Origin of the sequence: Embleya sp. AB8, assembly GCF_049739465.1 — a bacterium.
Taxonomy (GTDB): domain Bacteria; phylum Actinomycetota; class Actinomycetes; order Streptomycetales; family Streptomycetaceae; genus Embleya.
Genome location: NZ_JBMHHY010000020.1, coordinates 117,229 through 140,831 on the forward strand (window position 1 = coordinate 117,229; position 23,603 = coordinate 140,831).

Consider the following 23,603-nt stretch of genomic DNA (forward strand, 5'->3'; position numbering starts at 1 on the left):
GACGGCCGTGCACATCGTCATCATGGGCTGCGGGCGCGTGGGTTCCACGCTGGCCCAGACGCTCGAGGAACTGGGGCACTCGGTGGCGGTCATCGACCGCGATCCCTCCGCGTTTCGCCGGCTGGGGTCGCACTTCTCCGGCCGCCGGATCAAGGGCATCGGCTTCGACCAGGACACCCTGCGTGAGGCCGGTATAGAAGAGGCCGGCGCGTTCGCGGCAGTCAGCAGTGGCGACAACTCGAACATCATCGCGGCGCGGGTCGCGCGCGAGACCTTCGGCGTGGAGAACGTGGCCGCGCGCATCTACGACCCGCGCCGGGCCGAGGTGTACGAACGCCTGGGCATCCCGACGGTGGCCACGGTGCGCTGGACCGCCGATCAGATGTTGCGCCGGCTGCTGCCCAGCGGCGCCGAGCCGCTGTGGCGCGACCCCTCCGGGAGCGTGCAGTTGGCCGAGGTGCACGTGAACTCGGCGTGGGTGGGCCATCGGATCACCCGGCTCGAACAGGCGTCGGGCGCCCGGGTCGCCTTCATCACCCGTCTGGGCGAGGGCATCCTGCCCACCTCGGAGACCGTGATCCAGGAGGGCGACCTCGTGCACGTGGTCATGCACCAGGCGGATGTGGCCGCCGTCGAGGCGGCCTTCGAGAAGGCACCGGAGGAGGGCTGATGCGGGTCGCAATCGCGGGCGCCGGCGCGGTGGGTCGCTCCATCGCCGCGGAACTGTTGGAGAACGGCCACGAGGTCCTGCTCGTCGACAAGGCACCGGACGCGATCAAGGTGGACAGCGTGCCGCAGGCCGAGTGGCTGCTCGCCGACGCGTGCGAGATCTCCTCGCTCGACGAGGCCGCGCTGCAACGCTGCAACGTGGTGATCGCGGCGACCGGCGACGACAAGGTGAACCTGGTCGTGTCGCTGTTGGCCAAGACCGAGTACGGGGTGCCGCGGGTGGTCGCGCGGGTGAACAACCCGAAGAACGAGTGGTTGTTCAACGAGGCGTGGGGGGTGGACGTCGCGGTGTCCACGCCGCGCCTGATGTCGGCTCTGGTCGAGGAGGCGGTCAGCGTCGGCGACCTGGTCCGGCTGATGCGGTTCAGCCAGGGCGACGCCAACCTGGTCGAGCTGACCCTTCCGGGCGACGCCGCCCTCGTCGGCACGCGCGTCGGCGACGTGGCGTGGCCCGAGGACACGGCGCTGGTGACGATCATCCGCGAGGGCCGGGTGCTGGTCCCGGGCAAGGACGATTCGTTGGAGGCCGGCGACGAACTGTTGTTCGTCGCGGCGCCGCACCGTGAAGAGGAACTGGAAGAACTGCTGTCGGCCTGACCGACGGCGGTGTTCGAACGGCGGTGTTCGAACGACGGCTCAGGCGGCGGCCAGGTCACCCATGACCTGGTCCGCCTCCTCGCTGAAGGCCCGCGCGATCGGCTCCCGGCCGTACGGGCGCAGCCGGCGGCGGAAGTCCGCGAGGAAGTCGTTGCACTGTGTGGACGACAGATTGCCGGTGATCCGCAGCGCGTCGGTGGCCTTGGCGCAGGCGGCGTCCAGGTCGCCCTGGGCCAGGTGGGCCGCGGCCATGAAGGTGGTGTCCTGCGCGCAGCGCCGGGACGCGCCGGCCCGGCGCAGTTTCATCGACTCGCCCGCGAAGTCGTGGATCTTGTCCGGCAGCCCGAGGTCGCGGTGGCTGTGCGCGAACTCGTGTTGCAGCTCGGACTCGTCGAAGTAGTTGCACCAGGACGGGTCGTCCTCGATCGCGCCGGCCGCGTCCAGGTGCCGCTCGGCGACCCCCATCGCCCGCTCGCAGGCGCGCCGATCGCCCAGCGCCGCGTAGCCGCGCGCCTCCATCGAGGCCACGATCGCCCGCGCCCGCGGCCCCAGTTTGCTGCCGCCGCCCTGCTCGGCGGCCCGGGCCAGTTGTACCGCCTCCCAGCCGTGCCCGAGGTAGACCGCCTGGCAGGCCATGTTGGCCATCACGTACGCCCCGTATGCCGGGTCGTCGGCCGCCTGGGCCAGTCGCAGGGCCTGGATGTGGTAGCGCTGGGCCAGCGCGTGCCGGCCGGAATCGAACGACAACCAGCCCGCCAACTCGGTGAGTTCGGCCACCGCGCGGAACAGCCGGCGGCCCACCTCGTCGCCGTAGGAGCCGGCCAATTTGGTCCGCGCGACCCCGTTGAGATGGTTGACCACGGTGTCCCGCAGATCCCCACCGCCCTGGGCGCGGTCCAGTCGGCGAAAGGCCAGGACGGTTTGATGGATGCGTAGTACGTCGGCGTCGCGCACCGTGGTGGGGCCGTGCGAGGCGAGCTGCTCGGGCTCGCCCTCGGCCCTGGATGCGGTCGACCAGAACAACGCGGGGGCGGCGAACGCCCCCACGCCGAAGGACGTGTTGGCCAGGAAAGTACGGCGGTTCATGTCTCTCTCCGACAATTCGGCCACGGCGTGTCTGACTTCGGCCGCGGTCCGGGCGACGATCAGCCCGTCGAAGGAGTCGGGGGTCGGTGGCCGTCGATCCCGCAAACCGAGGTCCTCGACCGTCAGTTCGCAGTCCAGCCGGCGACCGAGAGCCTCGGCCAACAGCTCCGGAATCGGCCACCGCGGCTGGGCGCCGTCGAGCCATCGGGCCACCGAGGTGTGGCTGCACCCGAGGTGCAGCCCGCGTCGCTCGGCGACCACGTTGACCCAGCGGGCCAGTTCGCGCCGGGATAGACCGGCTTCCGCTACCAATGCGATGAGGTCACCGTTTCCGGCCACCGTCCCCGCCTCCTTCGTCCACTGGAGGTCTAACGGGGACGCTAATCGGCCGGTTACGGGATCATGCAGGAATGACTGATCCGACCGGACATGGTGCAAATTCTCCGGAATCGACCACTCCGAATCGTCCGAATGATCAGCCTGTTGATCATCTTCCGATCGATTCGTGAACCGGCGCACACACCGGCGCACACCGGCGGGCACGCCGCGCGGACTTCGTCGCTCACGCGGCGCCACGAGCCCCGGTACGAAAACAACCCACACGGCTAACAACCCACACGGCCGAGGCAATCACCGAGGCAACCCAAGGCCCCACGACCCGGCGGACCCACTCAATCCGCGACGCGGTCTCCCCGCCGCTCGTCCCGCTCGCCCGCGGCCGCGCCCTCGGCCACCGCCGCGCCGCCCGCGGACTTCCCCGCGGCCTCGTCCCGGTCCTCGTCGGCGTCGGCCACCTTCACCGGCGGCGGCGCCTTCGACATGATCAGCCACGTGATATAGCACGCCACCAGGAACGGCGGCACGCCGAGCGCGACCTTGGCGATGCCCAACGCGGTGACATTGCCGGTCCAGTAGATCGGGATCTGGATCACGATGCGCAGCACGAACATCACGAACCAGACCCACGTGGCCTTGCGATACGCCGCGTACCGGGCCGGGTTCTGCCGCCAAGTGAAGTTCTCGCCGAGCGCCGGGCCGAGCACCACGCCGATGATCGGCCAGCGCACCAGCAACGAGATCAGGTAGGCCAGCGCGTAGCCGCCCGACAGAAACATCCCGAACGCGTAGAAGTTCTCCGCCTTGCCGGACTTGACCGCGATCCAGCCCGCCAACGCGACGCCCAGGAAGCCGCCGAGCGCGTGCTGCAGGGTCTCCCGGCGGGCGATCCGCACCACCGCGAACACCAGCGCGACACCACCGGCGGTCATCGCCGAGGTCCACGTGGAATGGCTGATCGTGTAGGCGATCACGAAGACCAGCCCCGGCACGGTCATGTCGATCATGCCGCGCACACCACCGAACGCGGCGATCATCGAGGCCGCACTGTCGGTGGGGGCCGGCTGCTCGCCGGGCACGCCGGAGGCGGGTTTTTCCATGTGGGCGGTCACTCGTTCACTCTCGGCCGACGGGGCGCAGCTCGTACCTGGGGTTGAACAGGACGGGTCGGCCCGCAGTGGTGCTGACCCGACCATGGGCGACCAACTGCCGCCCCGGCTCGATCCCGGCTATTCGCCGTCGACCGAGCCAGACCACCGACAACGCGCCCGAACCGTCGTACAACTCGGCCTCGAGCGCGGGCACGCCCGCGCGGGGTCGAAAGGTCACCGTGCGCAGCGTGCCGCCGACCGTGATCAGGTCCCGCTCGACCACGTCCACGATCTTGGTGCAGCCGAGCCGCTGGGTGTCGTGCAGCAGCTCCTCGGCGTGCAGCTCCTCATGGGTCGACGTCCATCGATCCAACATCCGCCGCAATCGCCCGGATTTCCGCTCCACCCCGGCTGCGCTACCACTCATGCCGGCAAGGGTACCGCCTAACCGACGGCCTCCCGAAGGCCGAAACCACCGCTCTCCCGCGGCCCGACGCCGGCCCTCACCACCCCACTCACCGAGCGCAGCGAGACGAACCCCGGACGAGTCGAGCCAAGCCGAGTCGAGCCGGGCCGCCTACCCCTCGAACCGATACCCCATCCCCGGCTCCGTCAACAGATGCCGCGGATGCGACGGGTCGTTCTCCAGCTTGCGCCGCAACTGCGCCATGTAGACCCGCAGGTAGTTCGTCTCCGTCCCGTACTGCGGCCCCCACACCTCCTGCAGCAGCGCCCGCTGGCTGACCAACCGCCCCGCGTGCCGGACCAGCACCTCGAGCAGATGCCACTCGGTCGGGGTCAGCCGTACATCGGCCCCGTCCCGGGAGACCCGCTTCGCCGCGAGGTCGACCGTGAACGAGTCGGTGACCACGATCGGCGCCTCCTCCTCCGGCACGGCGCGCCGCACCGCCGCCCGCAGCCGGGCGAGCAGTTCGTCCATCCCGAACGGCTTCGTCACGTAGTCGTCCGCGCCCGCGTCGAGCGCCGCGACCTTCTCGGCCGAGGCGTGTCGCGCGGACAGCACGATGATCGGGATCTTGGTCCACCCGCGCAGTCCCTTGATCACCTCGACCCCGTCGATGTCCGGCAGCCCCAGGTCGAGCAGCACCACGTCCGGATGCCGGTCCGCCGCCGCGGTCAGCGCCGCCGTACCGTCCCCCGCGGTGTCCACGTCGTAGCCGCGGGCCTTGAGGTTGATGGCCAGGGCCCGCACGATCTGTGGTTCGTCGTCGACGACCAGGACCCGTGTCATCGTCGTTCCTCCCAAGTGGTCGCTGTGCTCGCTTGTGTGGTCGCTTCTTCTGCCGCCGCAGTGGTCGGTCCCCCGACCGGGAGCCCGGCCGTCCGCAGTGCCAGCACCATCGTCAGTCCTCCACCCGGGGTGTCCTCGGCGGTCAGCGTCCCGTCCATGGCCTCCGCGAAGCCGCGGGCGACCGCGAGCCCGAGTCCCACCCCATTGCCCTTGGGCGCGTCGCCCAAGCGCTGGAACGGCTCGAAGATCCGCCCCTTGGACTCGTCCGGTACGCCGGGACCACGATCGGCCACCCGCAATTCGACCCGGTCCTTCAACGCCCCGGCCGACACGTGCACCCGCCGGCCCGGCGGATTGTGCTTGACCGCGTTCTCGATCACGTTGGCCAACACCCGCTCCAGCAATCCCGCGTCCGCGCACACCGCGGGCAGCGTCTCGGGGATGTCCAACACGACCCGTTCCTCGGCCACCCCGGCCAGCGCGCCGGGCACCACCTCGTCCAGGCCGATGTCGCCCATCAGCGGGGTGACCGTCCCGGTCTGCAACCGGCTCATGTCGAGCAGGTTGCCGATCAGCGTGTCGAGCCGATCCGCGCCGAACTCGATCGCCGCCAGCAGCTCGGCCTCGTCCTCCTCCGACCAGCTCACGTCCTCCGCCCGCAGGCTGGACACGCTCGCCTTGATCGTGGCCAGCGGGGTGCGCAGGTCGTGCGAGACCGCCGCGAGCAGCGCGGTGCGGATCCGGTTGCCCTCCTTGAGCTGCCGCGCCTGGGCCGCCTCGGCGACCAGTTGCCGGCGCTCCAGGACCACCGCGGCCTGCGCCGCGAACGCGCCGAGCACCCGCCGGTCCTCGGCCGGCAGCACCCGCCCGGACAGTGCGAGGGCCAGCGAGTCGGACACCGGCACGTCCACGTCCGCGTCCTCGGGCTTGACCGCCGGATGCGGCCCCACGCTGCCCACGCACATCCACGGGCTGTGGTGCTCCTCGCGTTGGAGCAGCGCCACCGACTCCATCCCGAACGTCTCGCGCACCCGGTCGAGCAGCGCCGGCAGCGCCTGCTCGCCGCGCAGCACGCTGCCCGCCAGGAAGCTCAGCGTCTGCGCCTCGGCCTGACTGCGCGCGGCCTGATGGGTACGTCTGGCCGCCAGGTCCACCACCGAGGCCACGGACAGCGCGACCAGTACGAAGATGCCCAGCGCGAGCATGTTCTCCGGGTCGTCGATGGTCAGGTTGTGCAGCGGTGGGGTGAAGTAGTAGTTGAGCAGTATCGAGGACACCACGGCGGTCAGCACCGATGCCCACAGTCCGCCGATCAGCGCGACCATGACGGTGACCGTCAGGAACAGCAACATCTCGGTGGACAGGCCGTGGTTGCCGCGCGTCTCGGCCAGGGTGAAGGTGAGCGCGACCGGGCCGATCACCGTCACCGCCCACGAGGCGATCCGTCGCCCCCGGCCCAGCGGCGAGCGCAGCGGGCGCAACACCCGGCCCACGCCCGCGTGTTCGTGGGTGACGATGTGCGTGTCGATGTCCCCGGACTGCGCGGCGACGGTGGCGCCCACGCCCGGGCCGAACAGGTATTGCCAGGGTTTGCGCCGGCTGCTGCCGAGCACTATCTGGGTCGCGTTGACGCCGCGCGCGAAGGACAGCAGCGCGGTCGGCACGTTCTCCCCGACCACCGAGTGGAACGTGCCGCCGAGCGATTCGACCAGCGCGCGCTGTCGGGCCAGGGCCTCCGGGGAGGCGCCGGTGAGCCCGTCGCTGCGCGATACGTAGACGGCGAGCAGTTCGCCGCCGGAGCCTCGGGTGGCGATCCGGGCGGCTCGACGCAGCAGCGTCTCGCCTTCCGGGCCACCCGTGAGGCCGACCACGATCCGCTCGCGGGCCGGCCAGGTCGCGTCGATCTGGTGTTCGTTGCGGTACTGCTGGAGGTATTCGTCCACCCGGTCGGCGGTCCACAACAGCGCCAGCTCGCGCAGCGCGGTGAGGTTGCCGACCCGGAAGTAGTTGGACAGCGCCGCGTCGACCTTCTCCGGCGCGTACACGTTGCCGTGCGCCATCCGCCGGCGCAGCGCCTCCGGGGCCATGTCGACCAGTTCGATCTGGTCGGCCCGGCGGGCCACCTCGTCCGGCACGGTCTCGCGCTGGGGCACGCCGGTGATCGACTCGACCACGTCGTTGAGCGATTCGAGGTGTTGCACGTTGACCGTGGAGATCACGTCGATCCCGGCGTCCAGGATCTCCTCGATGTCCTGCCAGCGCTTCTCGTTGCGCGAACCGGGCACGTTGGTGTGCGCGAGTTCGTCGACGAGGGCGATCCTGGGCCGCCGGGCGATCACCGCGTCGACGTCCATCTCGGTGAACGAGCCACCGCGGTGGCTCATCTCCCGCCGGGGGACGACCTCGAGACCGTCGAGTGCCGCCTCCGTGCTGGGCCGGCCGTGGCATTCCACGAAACCGACCACGACGTCGCTGCCGCGCCCGCGCCGGCGTTGCCCTTCGCCCAACATCGCGTAGGTCTTGCCGACACCGGGCGCCGCACCGAGATAGATCCGAAGCTTGCCACGTGCCATGTCAACCATTCTCTGTCTCGGGTCGGAGAGCGCCGACACCGGCACGCTCCGACCCGGGAACATCGCGGTCGCCCGATCAGCCGGCGAGCTTGGCGAGCGCGAGGTTGAGTTCCAGCACGTTCACCCGCTCCTGGCCGAGGAACCCGATGTTGCGATCGTCCACGTGCTTGTCGACCAGCGCACGTACCTTGGCCGGGTCGAGACCTCGCTCCTTGGCCACCCGCTCGACCTGGAGCCGCGCGTACGCCTTGGAGATGTGCGGGTCCAGGCCCGAGCCGCTCGCGGTGATCGCGTCGACCGGGACCCGGTCCTCGCTCACTCCGTTGAACGTGGCGACCTGGGTCTTGCGGTCCCGGATGATCTTGACGAAGGCGGGGTTCTCGGGGCCGTAGTTGGACGCCCCCGAAGCGAGGCCGTCGTAGTTGGACGCGGAGGGACGCGGCTGGAACCACTTGGGGTCGGGCTGGGTGCTCACACCGGTGGCCTGCTCGTCGGTCAGCGCGCCACCGCCCTGGAGGTAGGTGTAGCCCTTGCCGTCGGCGGTGGCGAGCACCTCCTTGCCGTCCGCGTCGAACTTGCGCGCGTTGCCCTGCGCGTCGACCAGGTCGAAGGACTGGCCGATCAGGGTGGAGCCGACGTCCTTGCCCTTGAGGCTGACGCTGGAGCCGTCGGCCTTGTCCTTGAACAAGGCCTGGGCCACCCCGGTCATCGACAGCGGATAGAGGATGCCCAGCAGCACGGTGAGCACCAGGAAGGCCCGGAGCGACGCGCCCAGGACGCGGATGCGGGTACTGAAGTTGGTTGCCATCTGAATCAGCCGATTCCGGGGATGAGCGAGACGAGCAGGTCGATGAGTTTGATCCCGACGAACGGGGCGATCAGGCCGCCGAGGCCGTAGATCCGCAGGTTGCGGCCGAGCAGCTTGTCGGCCGACATCGGCTTGTAGCGCACGCCGCGCAGGGCCAGCGGGATCAGCGCGACGATGATCAGAGCGTTGAAGATCACCGCCGAGACGATCGCCGACTCGGGGGTGGCGAGCTGCATGATGTTCAGCTTGTCCAGCGGGCCGAGCGCCTCGGCGCCCTTGATGCTGGCGAACATCGCCGGGATGATCGCGAAGTACTTCGCGACGTCGTTGGCGATCGAGAAGGTGGTCAGCGCGCCCCGGGTGATCAGCAGTTGCTTGCCGATCTCCACGATCTCGATCAGCTTGGTCGGGTTGGAGTCGAGGTCGACCATGTTCCCGGCCTCTTTGGCCGCCGAGGTGCCGGTGTTCATCGCCACGCCGACGTCCGCCTGGGCCAGCGCGGGGGCGTCGTTGGTGCCGTCGCCGGTCATCGCGACCAGCTTGCCGCCCGCCTGCTCGCTTTTGATCAGCGCGAGCTTGTCCTCGGGGGTGGCCTCGGCGAGGAAGTCGTCGACGCCGGCCTCGTCCGCGATCGCCTTGGCGGTCAGCGGGTTGTCGCCGGTGATCATCACGGTCCGGATGCCCATCCGGCGCAGCTCGTCGAACCGCTCCCGCATGCCCTCCTTGACCACGTCCTTGAGGTGGATCACGCCCAGGACCCGGGCGCCGTCCACGTCCTCGACCGCGACCAGGAGCGGCGTACCACCGGCCGCGGAGATCCCGTCGACCAGTTCGCCGGACTGCGCGGGGACCACGCCGCCACGCTCGGACACCCAGGCGTTGATCGCGGACGCGGCGCCCTTGCGCACCATCCGCACACCACGCTCGTCGGTCAGGTCCACGCCCGACATCCGGGTCTGCGCGGTGAACGCGATCCACTCGGCGTTCGTGAGCTCGCCCTGGTGTCGCTCGCGCAGCCCGTAGCGTTCCTTGGCCAGCACCACGATCGAGCGCCCCTCGGGCGTCTCGTCCGCGAGTGAGGACAACTGCGCGGCGTCGGCCAGTTCGGCCTCCGTCACCCCGTCCACTTGGACGAACTCGGACGCCTGCCGGTTGCCCAGGGTGATCGTGCCGGTCTTGTCCAGGAGCAGCGTGGACACGTCGCCCGCGGCCTCGACCGCGCGCCCCGACATGGCCAACACGTTGCGTTGCACCAGCCGGTCCATGCCCGCGATACCGATCGCCGACAACAACGCGCCGATCGTGGTGGGGATCAGGCAGACGAGCAGCGCGACCAGGATGATCAGCGATTGTTTGGCGTGCGAGTACTGGGCCAGCGGCTGGAGGGTGACCACCGCGAACAGGAAGATGATGGTCAGCGACGCGAGCAGGATGTTGAGCGCGATCTCGTTCGGCGTCTTCTGCCGGGCCGCGCCCTCGACGAGCGCGATCATCCGGTCGATGAACGTCTTGCCGGGCTCGGTGGTGATCTTGACCACGATCCGGTCGGACAACACCTTCGTGCCGCCGGTCACCGCCGAGCGGTCACCGCCGGACTCGCGGATCACCGGCGCGGACTCGCCCGTGATCGCCGACTCGTCCACACTCGCGACACCGTCGACGACATCCCCGTCACCGGGGATGATGTCGCCGGCCTCGCACACCACCAGATCGCCGACCGTCAACTCGGTGGCCGCGACCCGCTCTTCCTTGGTGCCGACCAGGCGCCGGGCGACCGTGTCGGTCTTGGCCTTGCGCAGCGTGTCGGCCTGCGCCTTGCCGCGGCCTTCGGCGACCGCCTCGGCCAGGTTGGCGAACACCACGGTCAGCCAGAGCCAGACGGTGACGACCCAGGCGAACACGCTCGGGTCCTTGATGGCCATGACGGTGGTGATGACCGAGCCGATCTCGACCACGAACATCACCGGGGTGCGGACCATGATCCGCGGGTCGAGCTTGCGCAGCGCTCCGGGCAGCGACTTCACCAGTTGACGGGGTTCGAACAGGCCTGCCGAGACCCGGCCGTTGCCGGCGGGTGCGTCGACGTGTTCTTCGGTGGGGCGTATTGCGGTGTCTGTCATGCCAATCCCTCGGCAAGCGGCCCGAGAGCCAGGGCGGGGAAGAAGGTGAGGCCGGTGATGATGATGATCACGCCGACGAGTTGACCCACGAACAGCGGTTTGTGGGTCTGGAGGGTGCCCGCGCTGTCCGGGATGCTCTTCTGCTCGGCGAGTCGCCCGGCCAGGGCGAGCACCAGGGCGATGGGGACGAATCGACCGATCAGCATGGCCAACCCGATCATCGTGTTGTAGAACTCGGTGTTCGCGTTGAGCCCGGCGAACGCGCTGCCGTTGTTGTTCGCACCCGAGGTGAAGGCGTACAACACCTCGGAAAGGCCGTGCGGCGAATCGGAGTTCATGATCGACGCCTGTTCGCCGGGCTGCGCGATGGCGATCGCGGTGAAGGTCAGGATGGTCGCGGGCACCACGAGGATGTACATCGCGACCAGCTTCATCTCGCCGGCGCCGATCTTCTTGCCCAGGTATTCGGGCGTACGACCGACCATCAGACCGGCCACGAACACCGCCAGGATCGCCATGATCAGGATCCCGTACAGACCCGAACCGACCCCGCCGGGCGTGATCTCGCCGAGCATCATGCCCAGCATCGTGAGCCCGCCGCCCAGTCCGGTGTAGGACGAGTGGAACGAGTTCACCGCACCGGTGGAGGTCATCGTGGTGGATACCGCGAAGAGCGACGAGCCGGGAATCCCGAACCGCTGTTCCTTGCCCTCCATCGCGCCACCGGCCAGCTCCGGCGCCGCGCCGTTGCCGTGCGCCTCGGTCCACCACATCAGGCAGACCGCGACGAACCAGATCACGAACATCGCGGCGAGGATCGCGTAGCCCTGCTTGAGGCTGCCCACGAGCCGACCGAAGGTGCGCGGCATCGAGAACGGGATCACCAGGATCAGGAAGATCTCGAACAGGTTGGTGAACGCGTTGGGGTTCTCGAACGGGTGGGCCGAGTTCGCGTTGAAGAAGCCGCCGCCGTTGGTGCCGAGTTCCTTGATCACCTCCTGCGAGGCGACCGGACCGCCGGGGATCGTCTGCGACGCGCCGGAGAGCGTCTGCACCGTGTGCGGGTCGGACAGGTTCTGGATCGTGCCGGATGCGACGAGCACGATGGTGCCGATGATCGCGATCGGCAGCAGGATCCGCACCGAACCGCGGACCAGGTCGACCCAGAAGTTGCCGATCTCGCCCGAGCGGACCCGAACGAACCCGCGCACCAGGGCGATCGCCACCGCCATGCCCACGGCGGCCGACACGAAGTTCTGCACGGTCAGGCCGACCATCTGGACCGTGTGGCCCATGGCGGTCTCACCGGAGTACGACTGCCAGTTCGTGTTCGCCGTGAACGACGCGGCGGTGTTGAACGCCTGGTCGGGCTTGATCGGCTGCATCCCGAGGTTGAACGGGAGGTGGTCCTGGAACCGCTGGAGGGCGTAGAGGCCGAGCAGCGAGAACATCGAGAACCCGAGCACGCTGCGCAGGTAGACGGTCCAGCGCTGTTCGGCGTTGGGATCGGCACCGATCAGCTTGTACAGGACGCGCTCGCCGCGCATGTGCTTTTCGCTGGAGTACACGCGGGCCATGTAGTCGCCGAACGGGCGATGGATCGCGGCCAAGACGGCTATCAGCAGGGATATCTGGAGTATCCCCGCGAGCGTGACGCTCACCTAGAACCTCTCGGGGAAGATCAGGGCCAGGACCAGGTAGCCGAGCAGGGCGATGGCGACGCTCAGGCCGACGATGCTGTCAGCGTTCACAGCTTCGCCACCCCCTTGGCGATCAGGACGACCAGCGCGAAGAACGCGATCGTCAGGAATACGAAGGCCACATCAGCCATCGCGGGTACTCCTCGGAACGGACAGGCGCTTGATCGCCCGTGGCGAGGTCATTGATAGCAGTTCCAAGCCGTCAAAAATCCTCATAAAAAGGGCAAATCCGAAAGCGTTGGCGGCGCCCTAACGTGCTCATATGCCTTCTTGACGTGCCCTTGACATCAAGATTCGCGGTTTCCGGAACCACACATGCACAAGGCCCGGTCCCGCCTTTCGGCGGGCCCGGGCCTCGGTGTCCTTCGGGGGTATTCGATTTTCTCGCGAACCGCCGCGAGTCAGCGCACCTCGGTGATCTCCGGGCCGCGCTGGAAGGGGTCGAGGTCGCCCGCGAAGCGGTTCTCCTCGGCGCCCTGCGGCGGCACCGCGAGCCCGCTGTTCGGGTCGACCTGGGCGTTCTCCGGCAGCCGCAGCAGAATCGGGTCGCGCGGCGCCATCGGGTCGTTGCCGCGCACCACGACCGTGTCGCGGAACATCGCCTCCAGGTCGGCGCCGACGGTGGGATCCACCGCCGCCCGACCGGAGATCACCCCGCGCAGGAACCAGCGCGGCCCGTCGCACCCGACGAAGCGGACCAGTTGGTGGCCCTGCGTCCCGTCCGGGAGCTGGACCGGCACCTGGGCGCGCAGTTCCCAGCCGAGGCCGGCGTCCTGCTCGTCCACGACGCCACCCTGCTGGGTGATGCCGGAGGCGATCTCGGCCCGCACCTCGTGCCAGATGCTCTCGTTGCGCGGCGCGGCGAACGCCTGGAGTTGCAGACCGCTGTCCTCCAGGACCACCGTGGCCGCGATGATCAGGTCGTTGGAGACCTCGACCCGCAGTTCCATCCGCGGGTCGCCGGCGATGAGCATCCCGCCGAGGTCGATGCGATCCTCGTGCGGGTCCTCGAGCTCCTCGAAGTCCCACGGACCGTCCGGCCGGGGCGCGGGCGGGATCGGTCGGCTCAGCTCGTCGAGGTCCGAGTCGTCGGCGGCCGACCCGGCCGCCTCACTCGACGCCTCGTCGGCGTCGTCCTCGTCCTCGATGATGTCGTCGAGGTCTTCGCGCTCCTCGACGGGCAGATCATCCTTTTCGCTGCGTCGGCGACGACCGAACACGTCACAGTCCTTCCCTGTCGGAAGCCGAGTCTTGCACGATGCCCGCGCTGCCCGCCGCGTCCGGCGCACCAACGCCGACCGCCGCGTGCCCGCCGGTGGAACCGAAGCCGCCTTCGCCCCGCCCGGAACCGGGCAGCTCGGCGACCTCGTGGAACCCCGCTCGCTCGACCCGTTGGATCACAAGTTGGGCGATTCGGTCGCCGCGACGAAAAACGACCGGCGTACGCAGGTCGTGGTTGACCACGACAACCTTGATTTCGCCACGGTATCCCGCATCGACTGTGCCCGGGGCGTTCACCAGGGATACTCCGCACCGCGCGGCGAGTCCGGAGCGCGGGTGCACGAACGCGGCGTAGCCGTCCGGGAGCGCGATCGCGATGCCCGTGGGCAGCACCATCCGCTCGCCGGGGGCGATCTCCGCGTCCTGCGCGGTCACCAGGTCGGCGCCCGCGTCGCCCGGGTGCTCGTAGGCGGGCAGCGGCAGATCGGGGTCGAGCCGGCGCACCAGGATGTCCACACTCGTGCTCACGGGTTCACCTCGAATGCTCGGGCCGCCTTCGACAGGTCGGGGTTGTCCATGACGCGCTGTACGTCTTCGGCACGTCCATTGTCGACGAAGTGCCGCAGTCCCACGCTCACGAACAGCGCCGCCGCCTCGACCGCGACCGGCCCGTCCGGCGAGTCGAGTCGGCCCACCGCGCGCGAGTAGATCTTGCGGCCGGCCACCGCCTCGCACCACGCGTGGATGTACAGCGTGGCGCCCACCGGGACCGGGCGCCGGAAGTCGGTCTCCAGGTGCCCGGTCACCGCCGTGGTGTGCAGCATGTAGCCGATCGCCCCCAGCGCCTCGTCGAACGCGCAGGTCAGCAGCCCGCCGTGGGCCAGGCCCGGGGCGCCCTGGTGCAGCGTGGTGACGGTGAACTCGGCGTCCACGGATACACCCTCGCCGGCGCGCGCGCGAATGCGCAGCCCGCCGGGGGCGGCCTCGCCGCAGCCGAAGCAGTCGCTGTAGTGCTCGCCCAGCTCCGTGCCGGGCGGTGGGGCATCCGGGTGGGGCCTGGGCACCACCGCGTCCGGAGGCGGGGTCAGGGATGTTGGTCGACTCACGCCGAATGACACTACCGTCGTTGCGACCGACACCTGCGCAGCGGCTCGGGGGCCGCCGGCGCCGCGGCCGAACAGGTCGCGGGACGGAAGGAAGCGCATGACCAAGAGCGTGGTCGTCACCGGGGCGACCGGTGGGATCGGCCTGGCCGTCGCATTGGAGCTGGCGGGCTCCGGCTTCGACGTGATCGGCACGGCCCGGACCCGGGACAAGGCCGAACGACTGTGCGCGGCGGCCGAGCGGGCCGAGGTGGGGGTGCGCACGGTCCTGCTCGACGTCGCCGACGCGACCTCGACGGTGCGGGCCTTCACCGAGATCGCCCAGATGACCGGCGGCGGCCCGTGGGCGGTGGTCAACAACGCCGGGATCGGTCAGCCCGGCGCGATCGAGGACGTGGACGACGAACGGGTCCGCGCCCAACTGGAGACCGATCTGATCGCGCCCGCGCGGATCGCGCGCCTGGTCCTGCCGCGGATGCGGCAGCGCCGGGACGGGCGGATCGTCAACATCTCGTCGATCTCCGGCCGGATCTCCACCCCGTTCGTGGGCTGGTACTGCGCGAGCAAGCAGGGGCTGGGCGCGATCACCGACGCGCTGCGGATGGAGACCGCCGGATTCGGGGTCAAGGTGGTGCTGATCGAGCCGGGCGGCTTCGGGACGGACATCTGGGAGCGCGGCATGTCCAGGCTGCCGCCGCGCAAGACGTCGGCCTACCACGACTCGTACGAACTCGCCGACGACATCGTGCGCCGGGCCAAGGCGCTGCCCGACCCGGCCCCGGTCGCGCACGCGGTGCGCACCGCGCTGAGCGTGCCCCGGCCGCGCCCGCGCTACCTGGTGGGCGGCGATGCCCGGGCCGGTGCGGTGCTCGACCTGCTGGCCCCGACGGCCCTTTCGGACTACGCCAAAGGGGTGGCGACGGGGCTGCGCACTCCGCCGGAGCGGGTCACCCGCACGCTGGCCCGGTTGACCCGGCGGCACGGCCCCCGCTGAACCGTGTCCGCCGCGCATGACAGGCTGGTCCCATGCAGGCGTACAGCGAACGACTCGGCGTGCCGGCCTCGTGGTGGGCCCTGACCGTGCTCATGGGCGTCTCGGGCGGGCTGGTGGGCCTGGCCTTCGGGATCGTGCCGACCATCGTGCTGGCCCTGGTCCTGGCCGCGCTGACGGCGTGGGCCACCGGTGCCTACGGCGCGGCGCGGATCACCGTGACCGAGACCGAGTTGCTCGCGGGCCGGGCCCGGATCCCGCTGAGCGCGCTGGGCGCGGGTGTCGCGCTCGACCCCGAGCAGGCGCGCGCGTTGCGGATGGAGAGCGCGGACCCGCGCGCGTTCATGGTGCTGCGCGCCTATCTGCCGCTGGCCGCGCGGATCGAGGTCGTCGACCCGGCCGATCCCACGCCCTACCTCTATCTGTCCTCGCGCAACCCGCAGCGGCTGATCGACGTGGTGGCGGCGATGCGCGCCCGCGCCTGAGCGCGGCGCGGACCCGTCCCGGGGTGTGCGGGACCGACCGGCGCCGGGGTCCGGCGCCGGACAGTCAAGAACGCCCGCCGTGCGTCGGCGGACGTTCGACTTCGTACGTCGTGCGTGCGTCTTCGATTGTTTCGATGCTTCGCTTCGTTCCCTGTCGTGCCGTTGCGCTCGAGGACGCTCGGCGAACGTCTACGGTCCAACTCCTGCCGATACCCGGATGGCGTGTGCAGGGTTGCCGTTCATCGCCGGTCGTCCTCGACCGAACACGATCAGGCGCAGTCGCTACAAATCATCTGGCCGTCCCTCTCCTTGGCCAGCTGGCTGCGGTGGTGCACCAGGAAGCAGCTGGAGCACGTGAATTCGTCGGCCTGCTTCGGGACGACCCGGACGGACAGCTCCTCATTGGAGAGGTCCGCGCCGGGAAGCTCGAGAGATTCGGCCTGCTCGAACTCGTCGACGTCGACCGAACCGGCCGACTTGTCCACGCGTCGAGCCTTCAGCTCCTCGATGCTGTCTTCGTTGATGTCGTCGTCGGTCTTACGCGGGGTGTCGTAGTCGGTTGCCATGTACCTCTCCCCCTCCGGGTGGATCTGCGGTGCTCAGTCGTGCAGACACCGCCCGTGAACCCTCTTGGACGATGCCTTCAGCGCACGTAACGCTTGAGGGGCCGGAGTTGTGCCCGACCCGAAGCGCAGATTTTGCCTTACATCAAGGCTCGTTACGCAATCGACACCCAACCGAACCCCCAAAGAGGTGACTTGGTTGGATGGGGGGCCACTGTAACCCCGTACCGCCCTGCACAACCAGGAGGAATCGTGACGGTCTACGCGCTGGGTGATCAAATGCCCAAGGTGCACCCCGATGCGTACGTGCACCCCGATGCGGTCGTGATCGGCAGCGTGGAGATCGGCGCGGATTCTACGGTGTGGCCGGGCGCCGTACTACGCGCCGATCACGGGCGGATCGTGATCGGCGAGCGCACGTCGGTACAGGACGGGTGCGTACTGCACACGACGGCGCCGTGGCCGACGGTAGTGGGCGACGAGTGCGTGATCGGTCACATTGTGCATTTGGAGGGCTGCGTGATCGAGGACCGCTGCCTGGTGGGCAACGGCGCGGTGGTCATGCATCAGGCCGTGGTTCGCACGGGTGCCCTGGTGGGAGCGGGTGCGGTGGTCGGAAACCGGATCGAGGTGCCGTCCTACGCGATGGCCCTCGGAGTGCCCGCGAGGATCCGCGAGAACGCCGTCGCGCCCGGGGCATTCGCCGAGGCGGTGCGCAGCTACGTCGAGAACGGCCGCCGATTCCGTCGGGACCTGCGCCGCGTGGACTGATCGACGGGCCGCGCGAGGTTCACCCGGGTGTGTCGGATCGCACACTCGAAAGCAGGTTTGGCCGCTCCCGATCGACCCGTATATAAGTGCGATATGGGGGGGCTGAACCATACGGGGAGATTCGTGCTCGAGTTGTCGGGCCTGGACAAGCGATTCGGCGGGAAGGTCGTCCTGGACGACCTCTCGCTGAGCGTGCAACCGGGCCAAATGTTTGGATTCGTGGGTACCAACGGGGCCGGCAAGACGACCACCATGCGCATCGCGCTGGGTGTTCTGACGCCGGACGCGGGCGAGATCCGCTGGCGCGGCGCGGCGGTGGACCGGGAGGTCCGTCGGCGCTGGGGCTACATGCCCGAGGAGCGTGGGCTCTACCCCAAGATGCGCATCCGGGACCAGTTGGTCTATCTGGCCGAGCTGCACGGGATGACCCGCTCGGCGGCGCGCGCGTCGGCCGGGCACTGGCTGGAGCGGCTCCACGTGGCGGGCGCCCCCGAGGACCGCCTGGAGTCCCTCTCGCTGGGCAATCAGCAACGGGTCCAGCTGGCTGCGGCACTGGTCCACGAGCCGGAGCTGCTGGTCCTGGACGAGCCGTTCTCCGGCCTGGACCCGGTCGGTGTGGATGTGATGGCCGGCGTGCTGCGCGAGCGCACCGCCGCCGGCGCATCGGTGCTCTTCTCCAGTCACCAGCTCGAACTGGTCGAGTCGTTGTGCGACGCGGTCGGGATCATCAACGGCGGGCGGATGCACGCCTCGGGCACGGTGGCCGAGTTGCGCGGGGATCGGCGCGCGGTGCGCTATCGGGTACGGGTGGCGGGCGCGCCCGCGGACTGGGCGAACGAGTTGCCCGGCCTCGCGGTGCTCGCCGTCGAGGGCGAGGAAACGCTGGTCGAACTGCATTCCGGGACCGGTGAGCAGGCGCTGCTCGACGCGGCCCGCGCGGCGGGCCGGGTGCTGGCGTTCGCGCCCGCGACGCCCTCGCTCGCCGAACTCTTCCGTGAGGTCGTGAACGGTACGGAGGTCGGCGCATGAGATCCGGCGACAGCACGTTTTGGTCCGCCGTCCGGCTGGTCGCGCGGCGCGAGTTCACCGAGCGCATCCGGGATCGGGGCTTCCAGATCTCGGTCGGCGTGATGCTGGCGATCCTGCTGGCCTCGGTGGCCGTCCCGGCCGCGCTCGGCGGCGGCTCGAAGAGCTACGACGTGGCCTTCCTCGGACCGCAGCAGGCCCAGCTGGCGCGCACCGCGGAGCGCCAGGCCACGCTGCTCGACGTGGACGTGCGGGTCGGCGCGGTCGCCGACCGCGCAGCGGCCGAGAAGGCGCTCTCCGACGGGAAACTGGACGCCGTCGTGGACAACGGTCGCATCCTGGTGGACAGCAAACTGCCCGATCCGCTGGCGGCCGTCCTGCAGAGTTCCTGGGCCACCGTGGAGCGCGATCAGCGCCTCGGCGCGGCGGGCATCGACCCGGGTGCGGTGAACCAGGCGTCGGCGATCGCCCCGATGCCCAAAACGACCCTGGATCCGAAGGCCAAGCAGCGCGACACCCGCAAGGGCATCGCCTTCGTCGGCACCCTCGTGCTCTACGGCATGCTGATGCTGTTCTGCATGTGGGTGGCGAGCGGTGTGGTCGAGGAGAAGTCGAGCCGGATCGTGGAGATCCTGCTGGCCACCGTGCCCGCGCGGGCGCTGTTGACCGGGAAGATCCTGGGCATCGGGCTGCTCGGCCTGTTGCAGATGCTGGTCACCGCAGTGGTCGGCATGGCCGCCGCGTCCGCCTTGGGCACCGTCGAGTTGACCGGCGCGATGGTCTATCCGGTGGTGCTGGTGCTGCTGTGGTTCGTGGTGGGCTACGCGATCTACGCGTGCATGTTCGCCGCCGCCGCGGCCCGGGTCTCCCGCCAGGAGGATCTGCAGAACGTCGTCACGCCGATGTCGTCGCTGCTGATCGCCTCGTTCCTGGCCGCGGTGTTCCTGGGCCGGGAGGGCGGCACGCTCGCCCACGTGTTGGCCTACGTCCCACCGTTCTCGGCGATGCTCCAGCCGACCCTGACCGCCGCCGACGAGGTCTCCGTATGGGAGAACGTCGCCGCGCTGGCGATCGCGTTGCTCGCCCTGGTGGGGCTGGTCCGGCTGGCCGCGCGCATGTACGAGGGCGCGGTGTTGCGGATGGGTGGCAAGGTCGCCCTCAAGGAGTCGCTGGGCGCGACCCGCAAGCGCTGAGGCCACGAATACGGAACCCGGGTCCGCCGTCCCCGAGGGGGCGGCGGACCCGGTCGTGGTCGGGCTCGGGCTCAGGCCCGGTTGGCCGCCTTGCGGGCCGCGAGCGCCAGCCGGCGCTCCTCGAAGCGCACCACCTGGGAGTCCAGGTCGCCCAGGAACAGGGCGAGCTCCTCACGGGACTTCTCGCCCTCGGGGCCCAGGTCGGTGCGCTCCATGATCTTGAGGTGGCGCAGCACCGGCAGGATCACGTCGTTCTGGTGGATCGGCAGGTTGTACACGCCGCCCACCGCGAGCTTGACCGCCGCGCGCTCGAAGCCGCTGATCCCGTGTCCGGGCATCCGGAAGTCGGTGACCATCTCGGTGACCGCGCGCATCGCCTGGTCGGGGGCGATCTCGAAGGCCGCCTTGAGCAGGTTGCGGTAGAAGACCATGTGCAGGTTCTCGTCCGTGGCCACCTTCGCGAGCAGCTGCTCGGCGATCGGGTCGCCACAGGTGCGGCCGGAGTTGCGGTGCGAGACCCGGGTGGCCAGCTCCTGGAAGGTCACGTAGGCGATCACGTGCAGCGGGTTGTCCATGTGGTCGCCCTGATAGCCGGCCTCCATGTGCTCCATGCGCGAGCGCTCGAGCGCGACGGGGTCCACCGCGCGGGCGGCCATCAGGTAGTCGCGGATCGCGATGCCGTGCCGGCCCTCCTCGGCCGTCCAGCGGTGCACCCAGGTGCCCCACGCGCCGTCGCGGCCGAACATCGCGGCGATCTCGTAGTGGTAGCTGGGCAGGTTGTCCTCGGTCAGCAGGTTGAGCGTGAGAGCTATCCGGCCGACGTCGGTGAGCCCGGACTCCTCCGGGGTCCACGCCTCGCCACCGAGCACACCGTCGAAGTCGCGACCGGCACTCCACGGCACGTACTCGTGCGGGAACCACTCCTTGGCCACGGCCAGGTGGCGGTCCAGCTCGACGGCGACGACCTGCTCCAACTCATGGAGCAGGTCGGCGCCGGTCGGGGCGGGGGCGAGAAGGTTCATCGGCTCTCCAGGGCATCGGCAGACAACGTCGTAAAGGTGGCAGACACGGAGGACGACGCTGTGCATCGCCCGCACGACGCGTCCCTACGATTCCGTAACTTACGACAGCGTAGGTTGGTTCCACCCCCAGACGGAAATGTGATCCCCGACTCTCGTACATACGTGCGAGCCGGTTCGGTCGCGGCGGCCCGGTCGAGCGGGCCGCCGCACCCGGCGATCAACCGGTCGGGAAGCCGATCCGCATCATCAGGCCACCCTCGTCACGGGGCTCGACCTCGATCCAGCCCCCGTGCGCGCGCACGATCGAGCGCACGATGGACAACCCGAGGCCCACACCCTTGTCGCTGGCGATCCGCTCGGTGCGCAGCCGCCGGAACGGCTCGAACATGTTGTCCACCTCGTAGCCGGGCACCACGGGGCCGGTGTTGGTCACGGTCAGCACCGAGACCCCGGCGCCGGTTTCGGTGGAGATGTCGACGGTGCCGTCGGCCCGGTTGTAGCGCACCGCGTTCTGGATCAGGTTCATCGCGACCCGCTCCAGGAGCACCCCGTTGCCCTGGAGCACCGCGGGACCCAGCTCGTCGCGCAGTGTCACCTTGCGCTCGGCGGCCTCCGCGCCGGTCTGGTCCACCGCGCGCCGGGCCACCTCGGCCAGGTCCACCGGCTTGCGCTCGGTCAGCTCGTTGTCGCTGCGGGCGAGCAGCAGCAGGCCCTCGATCAGGCCCTCGCTGCGCTCGTTGGTGGCCAGCAGGGTCTTGCCGAGTTGCTTGAGCTCGACGGACGCCTCCGGATCGCCGAGCGCGACCTCCAGGAGGGTGCGGTTGATCGCCAGCGGGGTGCGCAGCTCGTGGGACGCGTTGGCGACGAATTTGCGCTGCGACTCCAGGGACCGGTCCAGCCGGTCGAGCATGTCGTCGAAGGTGTCCGCGAGCTCCTTGAACTCGTCGTCGGGGCCGTCCAGGTCGATCCGCCGGTGCAGGTTGGATCCGGCCACCTCGCGCGCGATCGCGGTGATCCGCCCCAGCGGGCGCAACACCCGCCCGGCCATCACGTAGCCGAACCCGAAGGCGACCACCGACAGCAGGAGCAGGGCCAGGAGCGACTGCTGGAGCAGCGAGTTCAGCGCGGTGTCGCGCTGGTGGATCTGCTGGATGGTCTGCCACTGCTCGAACTGATCGGGTGTCATCGGCACCCCGTTGATGGTCATCAACGTGTTCGGCGCGAGGCTCAGATTCAGCCGGCCCTCGGTCAGGCTCTGCCGCACCAGCAGATAGACGGTGCCGAGCAGGAGCACTCCGGCGATCAGGAACATGCCGCCGTAGAGCGCGGTCAGCCGCATCTTGATGGTGGATCGCAGCAGCGCCGGGAGCTGGGAGGGGGCCATCCGCGACAGCCGCGACATCTCCGCCGCGTCGTCCGCGTCCCGACCCAGGATCAGCCGCCGGCCGCCGGCGGCCGGGCGTTGTGGATCGCGAACGGGTTCCCGGTTGGGCCTGGGCGGCGCGCCGGTGGCGCCCGAGCCACCGGGTGGGACCGGCGCGGCGGGTGCGCCCGGGGTGGGCGGCGCGCTGGGGCGCGGCGGCTGGGGCGGCCGGCCCGGGCGCGGGGGTGGGCCGGACCGGGCCGCCGGGCCCGGCTTTGCGGGCGCGGTCGAGGCGCCCGGGCCCGGCTCCGCGGAGCCGGTCGCGGTTTGGCCGGCTTCCGCCGGGACGGCCCGAGAGCTGTCGTTCATGGCGGTCCTCAAATGCGGTATCCGGCGCCGGGCACCGTCAGGATGACGGGCGGCTCGCCGAGCTTGCGGCGCAGCGTCATCACGGTGACGCGCACGACGTTGGTGAACGGGTCGGTGTTCTCGTCCCAGGCCTTCTCGAGGAGTTGCTCGGCCGAGACCACCGCGCCGTCCGCGCGCATCAGCACGTCGAGGACGGCGAACTCCTTGGGCGACAGGTGCACCGGCACACCCTCGCGCAGCACCTCGCGCCGGTTGGGGTCCAGCCGGATGCCGGCCCGCTCCAGGACCGGCGGCAGCGGCGAGACCGCCCGCCGGCCCAGCGCCCGCACCCGGGCGATCAGCTCGCTGAACGCGAACGGCTTGGGCAGATAGTCGTCCGCCCCCAACTCCAGGCCCTCGACCCGGTCGCTGACATCGCCGGCGGCGGTCAACATCAGCACCCGCATGGGGATGCCGGTGTCCACGACCGCGCGGCACACGTCGTCGCCGTGCACGATCGGCAGGTCCCGGTCGAGCACCACCACGTCGTAGTCGTTGACGGCGATTCGTTCGAGCGCCGCCTCCCCGTCGTACACGACGTCGACGGCCATGGCTTCCCGGCGCAACCCGGTCGCGACCGCGTCCGCCAGGAGCTGCTCGTCCTCGACTACGAGAACCCGCACCGGCTGTGCCTCCTGCTCGCTGAATGGAATGGATCCACGAATCGGACGGATCCGTTCTCCATCTTCCCCCGCCCCCCGGTAAAGCCCCGGTAAGCCGGCCTGCGGACCGGAGCCGGCGCGGGTGGTGCGCCGGGTGCGCCGGGCGGTGGACCGCCTCCGGACGTTACGGCACCCCCTGCGGGAGGGAAGGATTCCGGTACGCCCCGGAAAGTCCGACACCGGGCCGTTGGTCGGCGCAAGGCCGCTGGTCAGGCCCCTCGATCAGGCGGCGGCAAAGGCCCGGATCGGTGGTTTCCCCGGCGTTGCACGGGGGGTAGGACAACCGAAACCGGCGACGACGAGTGACATTGGGGCGGCCTTATGGACGAATTCACGGCCGGCGTACTGCGACGCATACGTGAGACCGAACAGGCTTTGAAGCAGGCTTGCGACACCGGCGACGATTTCCTCGTCGAGGTCGAGCAGTCCGAGTTGGACGACCTTCTGCGCATGGCGTCGGAGCACGGCGTGCGGGTGCTGCCGGAAAGCGCCTGAGCCACACC

Annotated in this window: 24 protein-coding genes; 8 read left to right on the forward strand and 16 right to left on the reverse strand. The window is 69.9% G+C overall.

Annotation, left to right across the window (positions count from 1 at the left end):
* Window positions 1-7: 7 nt before the first annotated feature.
* Entirely contained in the window at window positions 8-670 is a 663-nt protein-coding gene (locus tag ABIA38_RS28565; protein WP_424641730.1) for a potassium channel family protein, read from the forward strand.
* Window positions 670-1,326: a potassium channel family protein gene (locus ABIA38_RS28570; RefSeq protein WP_078974936.1), complete on the forward strand. Its 657-nt coding sequence runs from the start codon at window positions 670-672 to the stop codon at window positions 1,324-1,326. The genes ABIA38_RS28565 and ABIA38_RS28570 overlap by 1 nt, the downstream gene beginning before the upstream one ends.
* 39 nt (window positions 1,327-1,365) lie before the next feature.
* On the opposite strand, the gene ABIA38_RS28575 is transcribed toward ABIA38_RS28570, so the two are convergent.
* From ABIA38_RS28575 to ABIA38_RS28630, 12 genes are all read right to left on the reverse strand, one after another.
* Complete coding sequence (locus ABIA38_RS28575) at window positions 1,366-2,751, reverse strand: transcriptional regulator (RefSeq protein ID WP_424641731.1); 1,386 nt, start codon at window positions 2,749-2,751, stop codon at window positions 1,366-1,368.
* 332 nt (window positions 2,752-3,083) lie between these two features.
* A complete protein-coding gene (locus ABIA38_RS28580) occupies window positions 3,084-3,848 on the reverse strand; it encodes a DUF3159 domain-containing protein (protein ID WP_424641732.1) in 765 nt (254 codons plus the stop codon).
* Between the two features lie 16 nt (window positions 3,849-3,864).
* Complete coding sequence (locus ABIA38_RS28585) at window positions 3,865-4,266, reverse strand: OB-fold nucleic acid binding domain-containing protein (protein ID WP_424641733.1); 402 nt, start codon at window positions 4,264-4,266, stop codon at window positions 3,865-3,867.
* A 150-nt stretch (window positions 4,267-4,416) separates the two neighbouring features.
* Window positions 4,417-5,091, reverse strand: a complete 675-nt coding sequence (locus ABIA38_RS28590; RefSeq protein WP_424641734.1) for a response regulator — start codon at window positions 5,089-5,091, stop codon at window positions 4,417-4,419.
* On the reverse strand, window positions 5,088-7,664 hold the full coding sequence (locus tag ABIA38_RS28595; protein ID WP_424641735.1) for an ATP-binding protein: 2,577 nt from the start codon (window positions 7,662-7,664) through the stop codon (window positions 5,088-5,090). Before ABIA38_RS28595 ends, ABIA38_RS28590 begins: the two co-directional genes overlap by 4 nt.
* Window positions 7,665-7,740: 76 nt before the next feature.
* Window positions 7,741-8,472, reverse strand: coding sequence for a potassium-transporting ATPase subunit C (locus ABIA38_RS28600; protein WP_424641736.1), 732 nt, complete (start codon window positions 8,470-8,472; stop codon window positions 7,741-7,743).
* Window positions 8,473-8,477: 5 nt separating this feature from the next.
* Window positions 8,478-10,592, reverse strand: coding sequence for a potassium-transporting ATPase subunit KdpB (gene kdpB, locus ABIA38_RS28605; protein ID WP_424641737.1), 2,115 nt, complete (start codon window positions 10,590-10,592; stop codon window positions 8,478-8,480).
* The gene (gene kdpA / locus ABIA38_RS28610) at window positions 10,589-12,253 is read right to left on the reverse strand and encodes a potassium-transporting ATPase subunit KdpA (protein ID WP_424641738.1); all 1,665 of its coding nucleotides are present in this window, start codon (window positions 12,251-12,253) and stop codon (window positions 10,589-10,591) included. The genes kdpB and kdpA overlap by 4 nt, the downstream gene beginning before the upstream one ends.
* Entirely contained in the window at window positions 12,254-12,343 is a 90-nt protein-coding gene (gene kdpF / locus ABIA38_RS28615) for a K(+)-transporting ATPase subunit F (RefSeq protein WP_020555859.1), read from the reverse strand. It abuts the gene before it with no gap.
* Window positions 12,344-12,693: 350 nt separating this feature from the next.
* The gene (locus tag ABIA38_RS28620) at window positions 12,694-13,512 is read right to left on the reverse strand and encodes a DUF3710 domain-containing protein (protein ID WP_424641739.1); all 819 of its coding nucleotides are present in this window, start codon (window positions 13,510-13,512) and stop codon (window positions 12,694-12,696) included.
* A 1-nt stretch (window position 13,513) separates the two neighbouring features.
* Entirely contained in the window at window positions 13,514-14,041 is a 528-nt protein-coding gene (gene dut / locus ABIA38_RS28625) for a dUTP diphosphatase (RefSeq protein WP_424641740.1), read from the reverse strand.
* Window positions 14,038-14,619 (reverse strand): PaaI family thioesterase, encoded by a 582-nt coding sequence (locus tag ABIA38_RS28630; protein ID WP_424641741.1) that lies wholly within the window; start codon window positions 14,617-14,619, stop codon window positions 14,038-14,040. The genes dut and ABIA38_RS28630 overlap by 4 nt, the downstream gene beginning before the upstream one ends.
* Before the next feature lie 97 nt (window positions 14,620-14,716).
* Between ABIA38_RS28630 and ABIA38_RS28635 the strand changes: the two genes are divergently transcribed.
* Entirely contained in the window at window positions 14,717-15,610 is an 894-nt protein-coding gene (locus tag ABIA38_RS28635; protein WP_424641742.1) for an SDR family oxidoreductase, read from the forward strand.
* 32 nt (window positions 15,611-15,642) lie between these two features.
* A complete protein-coding gene (locus tag ABIA38_RS28640) occupies window positions 15,643-16,092 on the forward strand; it encodes a DUF3093 domain-containing protein (RefSeq protein ID WP_424641743.1) in 450 nt (149 codons plus the stop codon).
* Between the two features lie 269 nt (window positions 16,093-16,361).
* Here the strand turns inward: ABIA38_RS28640 and ABIA38_RS28645 are convergent, their stop codons facing one another.
* Window positions 16,362-16,658 carry a DUF4193 domain-containing protein gene (locus ABIA38_RS28645; protein WP_424641744.1) on the reverse strand — a complete coding sequence of 99 codons (297 nt, stop codon included), beginning with the start codon at window positions 16,656-16,658 and terminating at the stop codon, window positions 16,362-16,364.
* Window positions 16,659-16,907: 249 nt separating this feature from the next.
* On the opposite strand from ABIA38_RS28645, the gene ABIA38_RS28650 reads away from it, so the two are divergent.
* The 3 genes from ABIA38_RS28650 (at window position 16,908) to ABIA38_RS28660 (ending at window position 19,645) form a co-directional block, all read left to right on the forward strand.
* The gene (locus ABIA38_RS28650; protein WP_424641745.1) at window positions 16,908-17,426 is read left to right on the forward strand and encodes a gamma carbonic anhydrase family protein; all 519 of its coding nucleotides are present in this window, start codon (window positions 16,908-16,910) and stop codon (window positions 17,424-17,426) included.
* Window positions 17,427-17,549: 123 nt separating this feature from the next.
* The gene (locus tag ABIA38_RS28655; RefSeq protein ID WP_424641746.1) at window positions 17,550-18,455 is read left to right on the forward strand and encodes an ABC transporter ATP-binding protein; all 906 of its coding nucleotides are present in this window, start codon (window positions 17,550-17,552) and stop codon (window positions 18,453-18,455) included.
* Complete coding sequence (locus ABIA38_RS28660) at window positions 18,452-19,645, forward strand: ABC transporter permease (RefSeq protein ID WP_424641747.1); 1,194 nt, start codon at window positions 18,452-18,454, stop codon at window positions 19,643-19,645. The genes ABIA38_RS28655 and ABIA38_RS28660 overlap by 4 nt, the downstream gene beginning before the upstream one ends.
* A 71-nt stretch (window positions 19,646-19,716) precedes the next feature.
* Here the strand turns inward: ABIA38_RS28660 and ABIA38_RS28665 are convergent, their stop codons facing one another.
* The 3 genes from ABIA38_RS28665 to ABIA38_RS28675 all read right to left on the reverse strand — a co-directional run bounded on the left by ABIA38_RS28665 (window position 19,717) and on the right by ABIA38_RS28675 (window position 23,061).
* Window positions 19,717-20,667: an acyl-ACP desaturase gene (locus tag ABIA38_RS28665; protein ID WP_424641748.1), complete on the reverse strand. Its 951-nt coding sequence runs from the start codon at window positions 20,665-20,667 to the stop codon at window positions 19,717-19,719.
* A 217-nt stretch (window positions 20,668-20,884) separates the two neighbouring features.
* Complete coding sequence (locus tag ABIA38_RS28670; RefSeq protein ID WP_424641749.1) at window positions 20,885-22,399, reverse strand: sensor histidine kinase; 1,515 nt, start codon at window positions 22,397-22,399, stop codon at window positions 20,885-20,887.
* An 8-nt stretch (window positions 22,400-22,407) separates the two neighbouring features.
* Entirely contained in the window at window positions 22,408-23,061 is a 654-nt protein-coding gene (locus tag ABIA38_RS28675) for a response regulator transcription factor (protein ID WP_078974953.1), read from the reverse strand.
* Window positions 23,062-23,421: 360 nt separating this feature from the next.
* Between ABIA38_RS28675 and ABIA38_RS28680 the strand changes: the two genes are divergently transcribed.
* Window positions 23,422-23,595 carry a hypothetical protein gene (locus ABIA38_RS28680; protein WP_020555845.1) on the forward strand — a complete coding sequence of 58 codons (174 nt, stop codon included), beginning with the start codon at window positions 23,422-23,424 and terminating at the stop codon, window positions 23,593-23,595.
* Window positions 23,596-23,603: the final 8 nt, after the last annotated feature.

What these genes read in the sequence shown, in the direction of transcription:
- ABIA38_RS28645 (WP_424641744.1), bottom strand. Translation starts at nt 16,658, where the DNA reads ATGGCAACCGACTACGACACCCCGCGTAAGACCGACGACGACATCAAC.
- ABIA38_RS28600 (WP_424641736.1), bottom strand. Translation starts at nt 8,472, where the DNA reads ATGGCAACCAACTTCAGTACCCGCATCCGCGTCCTGGGCGCGTCGCTC.
- ABIA38_RS28635 (WP_424641742.1), top strand. Translation starts at nt 14,717, where the DNA reads ATGACCAAGAGCGTGGTCGTCACCGGGGCGACCGGTGGGATCGGCCTG.
- kdpB (WP_424641737.1), bottom strand. Translation starts at nt 10,592, where the DNA reads ATGACAGACACCGCAATACGCCCCACCGAAGAACACGTCGACGCACCC.
- ABIA38_RS28580 (WP_424641732.1), bottom strand. Translation starts at nt 3,848, where the DNA reads ATGGAAAAACCCGCCTCCGGCGTGCCCGGCGAGCAGCCGGCCCCCACC.
- ABIA38_RS28660 (WP_424641747.1), top strand. Translation starts at nt 18,452, where the DNA reads ATGAGATCCGGCGACAGCACGTTTTGGTCCGCCGTCCGGCTGGTCGCG.
- ABIA38_RS28585 (WP_424641733.1), bottom strand. Translation starts at nt 4,266, where the DNA reads ATGAGTGGTAGCGCAGCCGGGGTGGAGCGGAAATCCGGGCGATTGCGG.
- ABIA38_RS28640 (WP_424641743.1), top strand. Translation starts at nt 15,643, where the DNA reads ATGCAGGCGTACAGCGAACGACTCGGCGTGCCGGCCTCGTGGTGGGCC.
- ABIA38_RS28670 (WP_424641749.1), bottom strand. Translation starts at nt 22,399, where the DNA reads ATGAACGACAGCTCTCGGGCCGTCCCGGCGGAAGCCGGCCAAACCGCG.
- ABIA38_RS28570 (WP_078974936.1), top strand. Translation starts at nt 670, where the DNA reads ATGCGGGTCGCAATCGCGGGCGCCGGCGCGGTGGGTCGCTCCATCGCC.
- ABIA38_RS28665 (WP_424641748.1), bottom strand. Translation starts at nt 20,667, where the DNA reads ATGAACCTTCTCGCCCCCGCCCCGACCGGCGCCGACCTGCTCCATGAG.
- ABIA38_RS28680 (WP_020555845.1), top strand. Translation starts at nt 23,422, where the DNA reads ATGGACGAATTCACGGCCGGCGTACTGCGACGCATACGTGAGACCGAA.
- ABIA38_RS28595 (WP_424641735.1), bottom strand. Translation starts at nt 7,664, where the DNA reads ATGGCACGTGGCAAGCTTCGGATCTATCTCGGTGCGGCGCCCGGTGTC.
- ABIA38_RS28590 (WP_424641734.1), bottom strand. Translation starts at nt 5,091, where the DNA reads ATGACACGGGTCCTGGTCGTCGACGACGAACCACAGATCGTGCGGGCC.